This window comes from Lewinella sp. IMCC34191 (genome assembly GCF_003390935.1).
Lineage (GTDB): Bacteria > Bacteroidota > Bacteroidia > Chitinophagales > Saprospiraceae > Neolewinella.
In genome coordinates, this window is the sequence record NZ_QNQZ01000021.1 from 1 (window position 1) to 8,002 (window position 8,002).

Here is an 8,002-nt window from a genome sequence, read left to right on the forward strand (position 1 = left end):
GGCCGGACGAGGTTACTATGCCATGAAGATACGCGTTGGACGACCTAGCTGTCGAACGTGCGAAAACTAACGGCCAGCATGACATCCAAGGGCCAGCCGGTAGGCTTAACTTAATGGCGTTGAGGCGATGTTGGGCACAGTGGCTTTTCTTTTCTTTCATTTTTTGAAGTAATGCGGGCTTTCTTTTTTGCCTGATCTGACCATCATCTGTCCTGGTGATCCTCATTTTCGGCATAGTCGGTAAGGTGCTATTTCCATGATTTCGCCAGATACATCATTTCAAGTTCAACTATGTCTTTGGCTATTCTGGTTCAGGTCGATGGGCAGTTACTTGCGGTAGCATGCTTCCCTCCGTTTTCATCGAAGACCGATTTTGACCTTCCCGTGCCATCTTTTATCGAAGCTCACTGACAAATACCTTCGTAATATCAGCGGTTGCTTGCGGTAGCATGCTTCCCCTCCATTTCCTTCGAAGACCGATTTTGATCTCTGTATCAAATTTTCCATCGAAGCGCACCGCCAAAATCTTCATAGCGCCCACTCGTACTTGCGGTAGATTTAATGTTAGCAGTTAATGATTTAACATTCATTAAATGGCAATGAGTAACCTCACCAGACTTAATTTTGAATAAGCCAGAACAATAGCATCATAAATATTTCAATACTGTTTCGATATAGGAATCTGTACTTAGAATTAATTGTGATTAACTGTACTACAGCATCAATAAGTAGGAGTGGAACCGCCATTGCGGCTATAAACATAACAGCGAACAAACCCCATCCTTCACCAGAAGTCAAACTTTCCCAACCAGTTATGCACTGATATAGGGCATATCCTATTATAAATGTTGCTAGACCATTGAATACAGTAGGGCTTACCCTCATTTCAGCTCGTTTGACTATAAGTGATCTATAAATGGAAAAGATTAAAAATAGGTATTTTTCTTATAGGTTGATTAACTATCAAATTTAGTGAAGATAAGTCATCAGAACTTTCGCTCGTCATTGGACCGAGGTTTATCGGTTATACTAAGCAAGAGGGTGCTGTCTTGATTGCCATTGTGCCCAACGTTTGCCTACCCGACGGCCGCCTATACCGGCACACTTTTCGGGTGTCGACGTTCTTTTAGATTGTTTCTAAAGCATTGATAGCACCTACAAGCTCAACCGGCGGCTGTACGTGGTAGGCGGTGTTAGGTGCATTTTATTTCAATTTTTCTGTCTAATTGATCTGACAGCACTTGCGCACTGATAGCGATTGCAGATAGTGGTTTAATGAAAATGTAAGAGGGGAAAAGCATTTTCTCGCCAGCTCGAATTTTTTTAAATGAAACATTTAGCGTCAAGAGGTCTTCTTTCAAAGCTACATTATCAAAGGCAAGAATGTTGGAAACAAATCGATTTAGGTATTCTAAGTCATATGCCATATGACCTTTATTGTCTCTGTAAATCATGCTACTTACGTCATTAGCGTGCAAAGGGAATATTCCATAATTATCGTACTCTGAAAAATTTAATGGTTCGGCATATCTAAACGAATTCATAAAATCAAATCTATTTTCAATTAAAAATTGAAAATCTTGGGTATTCTTAAATTCGATAACTCCCTTTAACGTTGATACTTCTTTTACACCCTGTATTGCTATTTGCACCTCGATGTTCTCGTGTGTAATATTCGTATTGTTTTCTAAAAAAAGCGAGACTACCCGAAAATCTTCATATGGTTCTAAAAATTTATTATAGCACAAGTATTGATTAACCAGTTTCAAAAGGTTAGTGAATTGACTAAATTTTGTTTTTTCAGATTTCGTACCAATAGTTTCTGGACCGCTTTGTATTGAAGGAAATCGAAACATCAAATTTCCAAAATTTAACAGTCTGTCTATATTCACATTGGAAAGCTCTTCAATAATTTGTCTAACTTCATTGTCATTACGGACGAAAGAATCTGCTTTGTAGTAATTATCTTTAGTCAACCGCCCATATTTGGTTTGTTCATATATTTTCCCACTGGCTACTGCTCTACTCCATGTATCGAAGACCTCATTAGCAGTGACGTCCATCGCTTCAACACTCCTCGCAAGTTCAGCGATTTTAAGTTTTATTTCCTCAAACATTGTATTTTTATTTAAGAGATGAATTTTACTAAATTCCGGAAATTGGTCATCAGCATTTTGAAATGTATTGCCAATTTTTAGTGATCTGCTGTGCTTACTACCGGAATAAAAGAATTCAACCCAATCTAGCAGCTTATTTTCAAATTCTTGCCTAGACATAATTTCTTTTGTGCCTGACATCGTAACAAACTTCAACACTATACCTTCAGAAATAAGCTTTACAGTATCGTAGCTGAGAATATAATCATGAGAAGATAAAAATTTATGGACCTTGGAAAATATTGCCTCATAAAGTATATCTAAATCTAATGGATGGATATTTACTTTTATCTTGTTTTTATATTTATTTAGGCTTGGATCTAAAACATTTAGGGAATTGATATTTCTAAATTTATTTAAAACACTATCACTACCATTCCCTACCAAAGAAACCCGATATTCTTTAGCTTCAGGATGAGCCTCAATTAAATCAGCTATTATCTGAATTATTTTACTGTCCTGGAAATTGTTAATAGAAGATTTTACTTGACATATAACGTCTCCCTCTGTAGAATACCATGCAATATCCACTTTATCATTTATTGAGTCAGGTTCAATTTCAACAGTTTCCCAAGAATGATTGAATGAATCAAGTAAGGCAACCACTGCTTGGATCAAATATCCTCTAGAGCTAAATCTTCCACTGTTCATTTAGTACCTACTGTTAGTTCTGCTTCAATTCCAATTGAATCAATATGTGGTCCAGGTCTTGATAAAATTGAGCATAGACTGAGAGAGTAGTATCTTATTGCACCTAACGGATGCGCCACCGCAGGCCGGCTCCGCCAGCCAACTTACGGATCAAGAACTTCCTTTCCTAGCCGATAAGGCATCCTAGTCAACGAAAACCATCACCGCCGGCTTGACGATGGCGCGGTGTTCTGTCCAGTGTTTTTTTTTTAATTTTTATGCCGCCTCGCTATTTATGATCTTCATTTTATGCGGCTCTAATAATTGATTTAACCTATCGGTATATTCTTTTCTTCTATTCACGTATTGATCACGCTGCACGCCTTTAGATCCATACTTATCGTGCTCGGCTATTACATCATCCAGCTTAAGGATTTCTTCTATTAGCTCGCTAATCTGCACAGCACGATCCTCTATGCCCTCAAAGTAATTTTCGTAATTATTCATAGCTGTAGTCATTAAAGATCAACTCTAAAAAGCCTCTAGAATGCTTGCGCCCCCTCCGGTCTTTACGGGTGGTAGAGAACTGATGTATCCAATATACATAGTCGGAACGATAGAGTGGATAGTCAGGGGCATCCGTTTTACGAACTCCTAATAGATAAGCATCTACGCCCTTGGCCTTCCAGTTGTTGTGATCGAATTTTGCAGTCAGAAGATCTTGGTGGTTGAGCAGATCTTCTTGACTGCAGAGCGTCACTAAATCCAAGTCGCGTGGATTCTGCTTCTCAGTTGTAAAGCTCCCACCAATCCATTGCGCGAAGGCCTTTGTGATGGTTTGGCTAAACATTGTGGTATACTCCAGGTAGTTTTCATAGATGCCTAATCGAGTGGTGTCTTCACCGAAGGCCTTGACAAAGGCTTCAAGCAGCTGATCCCGGTCAATTGTTAGTTTCTCAGGTGGCCTAAGCAGTCCCTTTTGATCAAAGTTCATGCTGGCAAGATAGAGGGTTTCAAGAGGTCAAGCTGGTAGTGGCCGCAGACCATATGGTGTACCAGGGCTCTCTTTCTAAGGACGGTCTGCTGTCTCGCCTGACCTCTTAGAACTGAAAACTGGATTCTTGAATGGTGTTCTTGAGCAATGAATCACCGATTGAGGTCTTGTCGGCGATTGAGAGCATGGGCCAAAACCCGAAGCTATGCGAAGGCTTTTGGCCCATAGCGAACATCGACGAAAACACCGGTCATTGCTAGCACCAAATCTCAAACCGTGGGCCTGGAATATTTGACCCTGACATATGGATGGCAACTTCTTCAGTTTTAGTTATACTTTTTGTGCTATTGCGTGTCATTTCCGTTCCGCCTAGATGGTGATGCGGGTTGTTTAGTGTCTGTAAACTGCATTCCTTTACACCTGTCAATACACATGCTTTACACCGCTTACCATTGTAAGATATGATACTTGCCGGGCACGGCCACGTCATTGGCGCAGAACGAGCCCAGGTAAAACCGTCGATAGTAGACATCATAGACGTGACCGCCGCGATCCTCTAAGCCGATCCAGCGGTAAGCGGCACTTTCGCTCACCTTCAGATACTCCGAACTTCCCCAGCGGATCGTCCCCCGCGAGGTCAATCGCCGCACTTTGAAGTGGGCCGGGTAGTCGTAGTCCTCTACCTTCCCCGTCCAGCGGCGGGGGCTCGGTTCGTGAACGTGCGCCGGCTTCTGCATTTCCAACGACTCATGCGGCCGTACCTCATTATACGTGCGTACAAAGTTGTTTAATCGGCGTTGTTGCCACCGTAAATCGTAGCTCGGTGGACGGGCGCAGTCGGCCTTGAGCTCCTCGTGCATCCGCTCGTGGCGACCGTTCTGACCGGGCTGTCCCGGATCGCTGTAAACCATCTCGATGTCGTGGTCCATCAGCCAGTAGGCCAGCGTACCGTAGCGCTGAGGAGACTGGATGGAGGCGAACGGTGCACCGTTATCGGAGTGCAGCTGCTCGGGCATCCCATACTCCGCAAAGGCCTGGCGTAAACCCTGCTGTACGTTAGCAATCGTCTCCTGATACTGCGCTTTCGCCAGGAAGATGTAGCGGCTGTAGGAGTCGCAGATCGTCAGCGGATAGCAGTAGCGCTGATTGCCCAGACGGAACTTCCCTTTGTAGTCGATGCTCCAGATCTCATTGCTTTTCTCCGGGTCGAAAACCGGTTGTTGCGGCCGGAACCGGTGGCGCCTACGCTTGCGCTCTACCAATCCGGCCCGTCGCAGCAACTTATGGATCGTCTGGGCGCTCGGTACGCAGTCCGCCTGCCAATCTTCCAAGAGCAACACCCGCAACTTGCGGGCACCCCAGCGCGGATACTGCTTCCGTAGCTCGAGGATCGCCGCCTCCACCTCCGGATCCGTCTGGTAGGGATTGGTATGCGGGGTTTTGCGCTGGTCACCCAGGTTGGTAAATCCTCCCTGCTCGTACTTCTTCAACAGCAAATCTCCCGTCGGTCGGCCAATCCCGTACGCTTGACATAGTTCCTTTTTGGTGTACTTACCCGTGAGGTAATCAAGGATGAATTGCTTCTTCTGATCCATTGCTGAACACGTTTTCCAGGCCATGACTCGGGTCGTTTTGGACCCAAAGCAATGGCCGAAGCGTGTAAAGCATGTCTATTTACTTTTTGTAAAGGATGTCTGTTTATCGGACCTACATTGGACAGAACGGGGGCCTACCCGACGGACGCCTTTTCCAACAGGTAATTCGGGTGTAAAGATACTTATACCAGCTTCTAAATCAATAATAGCACCAAAAAGCTTAATCGGCGGCTGTACGTGGTAGGCAATGTTCGCTGCATCTAGTTAATCAAACCACAAAACGCTAAGAATGTGTCTAAATTTTTGATAATAGAGGCAATATTCTCTCATAGGTCTTTCAAAATTGGTATAAAACCAATCTCCAGAATAAGAATGACTAAGCTCTGACTCACTTTTATTCCCTAATATATATTCGTTCATGAATGAATCTAAAGGAGGAGTATTCCCGATACTGAATCGATGCTTGTAAGCGGGAAAATCCTTACTTTTTTCATACCACACCAACTTACCATTTTGACAAGCTATCACCATAATTTCATGATTGCCAATCTCACAATATCTTTTTAATACTGACAATATGCTAGCATCAAATGTATTTGATAATAATCTTATTAATTCGATTCCAAATGGACGGCCTTCGCAGAATCTTTTAAATAGCGCCGTTGGCATTAAGATACTAGCAGCAAAATAGTCTGCCTCTCGCTCAAAGTAATTATGCTGATTGAAGGTTATGGTAGAAAAATTAACCTCCCCCATTTTAATCGCTTCATGGTGATGAGGGATAATATAGTGACCCAACTCGTGGGCCAATGTAAAGCGACCTCTCTTAGAATCTAAACGATTTCCAAGATTAGAATTTAGATGTATATGTATTGAATTATCAAAAACAAGTGCGCCATCGAAATGATCACCGTAGTCATCTATATGCAAACGTATGTTCTCAAATTCCAATATATTTAATAAATTAATATAACTGCCTTCCGCTGCATTTCCAGCCGCGAAACTGGCCAATTGAGATAAATATATTCTATTGATCTTCCTGTTCAGAGCTTCCACTTTGATTCTTCCTCATTTTTTCTAAAATGTCAGGGTCGATGTCATTTTTATTTCTAGCTGCCAATCTCCATTCATTAATGTTTTCATTCTCCAACGCCGTGGATGTTCTATTCGTTTTGATCGTTTTATCTTCATCATAATTTAATATTCTTTCTATGCTTAGGTCGTCAACGCTAATTTTAAAGTTGTGATTTCGATACATGACTTCAAATCTGGCTAGCTCCAGCTCATTAGAAGGAAATAAATACCCCAAAGACCGAAGCCACTGATTAAAGTTATCACCACCCATTTTACTCTTCTTATTGTCCATAAATTTCGAGATATTCATCAACCTTCTTGTACGCCTCCATTTTATAAAATCGAATGGTACTTTGACTGAGATTCAATTCACTTCTAAGTTCCTTTAGCAATTTGCCGGGCAAATTATAGCCATCTTTTTCATATGCTTTGTAGGTTAGGTACACTATTTTATGTTTTTCGGAAAGTCGAGCTAGCGCATTTTGGATAATTTTGTATTTCTTCTTTAGTATCATTTTTGTCTCTATTGGGGTGTTGTAGGAGTCAACATTTGGAAATGTTTTAATAATTCTTTCTTCCCCAGTATATGGGTTTTCACTCGTTTCATCTTGACGAATTTTGAGAAGTTCCTTTTTCGCGATTCCTAAAAGATACAACAATACGGCCTTATCGATATTAGAGCTCTTCGCCTTATCCTTGGTGAAATTCGGATATTTCCAAAACCTGCCAAATGTTCTTTCAGTGAGCTGCACGGCTGTACTAACGTCGTAACCCCAATTGGTACAGATTATTTCACACTTTTGAGCTACGTCTTGACAAAAGCGAAAATAGAATTCTCTGAAAGCCTTTTCGGCTTCCACAGCATAATCGTCATCAGCCTTCCAGCTAATCAACTCGACCAAATCTTCAGTGGAGTAAGAAGTGTAGTTCTCTGTTTGCTCCAAAATACCCAGGGGTGTGGTTTAGTACCAAAAAGCGTTGGTAACGGTATTTGATAGTGAAGGTGATAACAGTTCCATTCACCCCAAAACTACAAAACATGAATGTGTTCAACGTTTCTTACGACCTGAATAAAGCAGGTCAAAACTATGAAGGCTTGATCAAGGAGATCAAGAACTCCCACTCTTGGGCTCACCCTCTCAAATCCACTTGGCTAGTTGCAACTACCGAAACCGCTACTGCTTTATCCCAAAGGCTACGTAACAAGATGGATCAAAACGATCACATCTTAGTAATCCGTGTCACAAATGATTACCAAGGTTGGTTGTCTTCTGAGCACTGGGACTGGATGAAAAAGTACATTACTCAGTGTGCAACAGAATGTTCTAGCATTCCATACTACCGTAGGTACTAATTTGATATAAGGGGGGACACAATCATGCTGTCCCCCCTGCTTCTTTGATGGATGTGTTTGTATAATTGCAGCGAACGATTGCATCAGCGCCGTGCGCCCCTCAAAAGGGCGCATGGACGTCTGATGCGGTGTTGGGCGCCGTACAGTGGTGTTTTTATTTTTTTATTCTTTGTAGTGCGGAATCTCTAAATGATCCCGC

7 protein-coding genes are annotated in these 8,002 nt (G+C 42.1%); all 7 read right to left on the reverse strand.

All coding sequences use genetic code 11. The features are described 5' to 3' along the window. Window positions 1-1,193: 1,193 nt before the first annotated feature. The 7 genes from DRW39_RS21980 to DRW39_RS22010 all read right to left on the reverse strand — a co-directional run bounded on the left by DRW39_RS21980 (window position 1,194) and on the right by DRW39_RS22010 (window position 7,393). Window positions 1,194-2,807 (reverse strand): hypothetical protein, encoded by a 1,614-nt coding sequence (locus DRW39_RS21980; RefSeq protein WP_157976312.1) that lies wholly within the window; start codon window positions 2,805-2,807, stop codon window positions 1,194-1,196. Between the two features lie 255 nt (window positions 2,808-3,062). Next, on the reverse strand, window positions 3,063-3,293 hold the full coding sequence (locus DRW39_RS21985; protein WP_116109401.1) for a hypothetical protein: 231 nt from the start codon (window positions 3,291-3,293) through the stop codon (window positions 3,063-3,065). After that, the gene (locus DRW39_RS21990) at window positions 3,286-3,780 is read right to left on the reverse strand and encodes a DUF6932 family protein (protein ID WP_116109402.1); all 495 of its coding nucleotides are present in this window, start codon (window positions 3,778-3,780) and stop codon (window positions 3,286-3,288) included. The genes DRW39_RS21985 and DRW39_RS21990 overlap by 8 nt, the downstream gene beginning before the upstream one ends. A gap of 446 nt (window positions 3,781-4,226) precedes the next feature. Continuing rightward, entirely contained in the window at window positions 4,227-5,375 is a 1,149-nt protein-coding gene (locus DRW39_RS21995) for a DDE-type integrase/transposase/recombinase (protein WP_198664982.1), read from the reverse strand. A gap of 264 nt (window positions 5,376-5,639) precedes the next feature. Further along, the gene (locus DRW39_RS22000) at window positions 5,640-6,386 is read right to left on the reverse strand and encodes an ImmA/IrrE family metallo-endopeptidase (RefSeq protein WP_157974629.1); all 747 of its coding nucleotides are present in this window, start codon (window positions 6,384-6,386) and stop codon (window positions 5,640-5,642) included. 16 nt (window positions 6,387-6,402) lie between these two features. Then, entirely contained in the window at window positions 6,403-6,741 is a 339-nt protein-coding gene (locus DRW39_RS22005; protein ID WP_116109407.1) for a hypothetical protein, read from the reverse strand. Continuing rightward, complete coding sequence (locus DRW39_RS22010; protein WP_116109409.1) at window positions 6,731-7,393, reverse strand: RNA polymerase subunit sigma; 663 nt, start codon at window positions 7,391-7,393, stop codon at window positions 6,731-6,733. Before DRW39_RS22010 ends, DRW39_RS22005 begins: the two co-directional genes overlap by 11 nt. Window positions 7,394-8,002 lie beyond the last annotated feature (609 nt).

What these genes read in the sequence shown, in the direction of transcription:
- DRW39_RS21980 (WP_157976312.1), bottom strand. Translation starts at nt 2,807, where the DNA reads ATGAACAGTGGAAGATTTAGCTCTAGAGGATATTTGATCCAAGCAGTG.
- DRW39_RS21985 (WP_116109401.1), bottom strand. Translation starts at nt 3,293, where the DNA reads ATGAATAATTACGAAAATTACTTTGAGGGCATAGAGGATCGTGCTGTG.
- DRW39_RS21990 (WP_116109402.1), bottom strand. Translation starts at nt 3,780, where the DNA reads ATGAACTTTGATCAAAAGGGACTGCTTAGGCCACCTGAGAAACTAACA.
- DRW39_RS21995 (WP_198664982.1), bottom strand. Translation starts at nt 5,375, where the DNA reads ATGGATCAGAAGAAGCAATTCATCCTTGATTACCTCACGGGTAAGTAC.
- DRW39_RS22005 (WP_116109407.1), bottom strand. Translation starts at nt 6,741, where the DNA reads ATGGACAATAAGAAGAGTAAAATGGGTGGTGATAACTTTAATCAGTGG.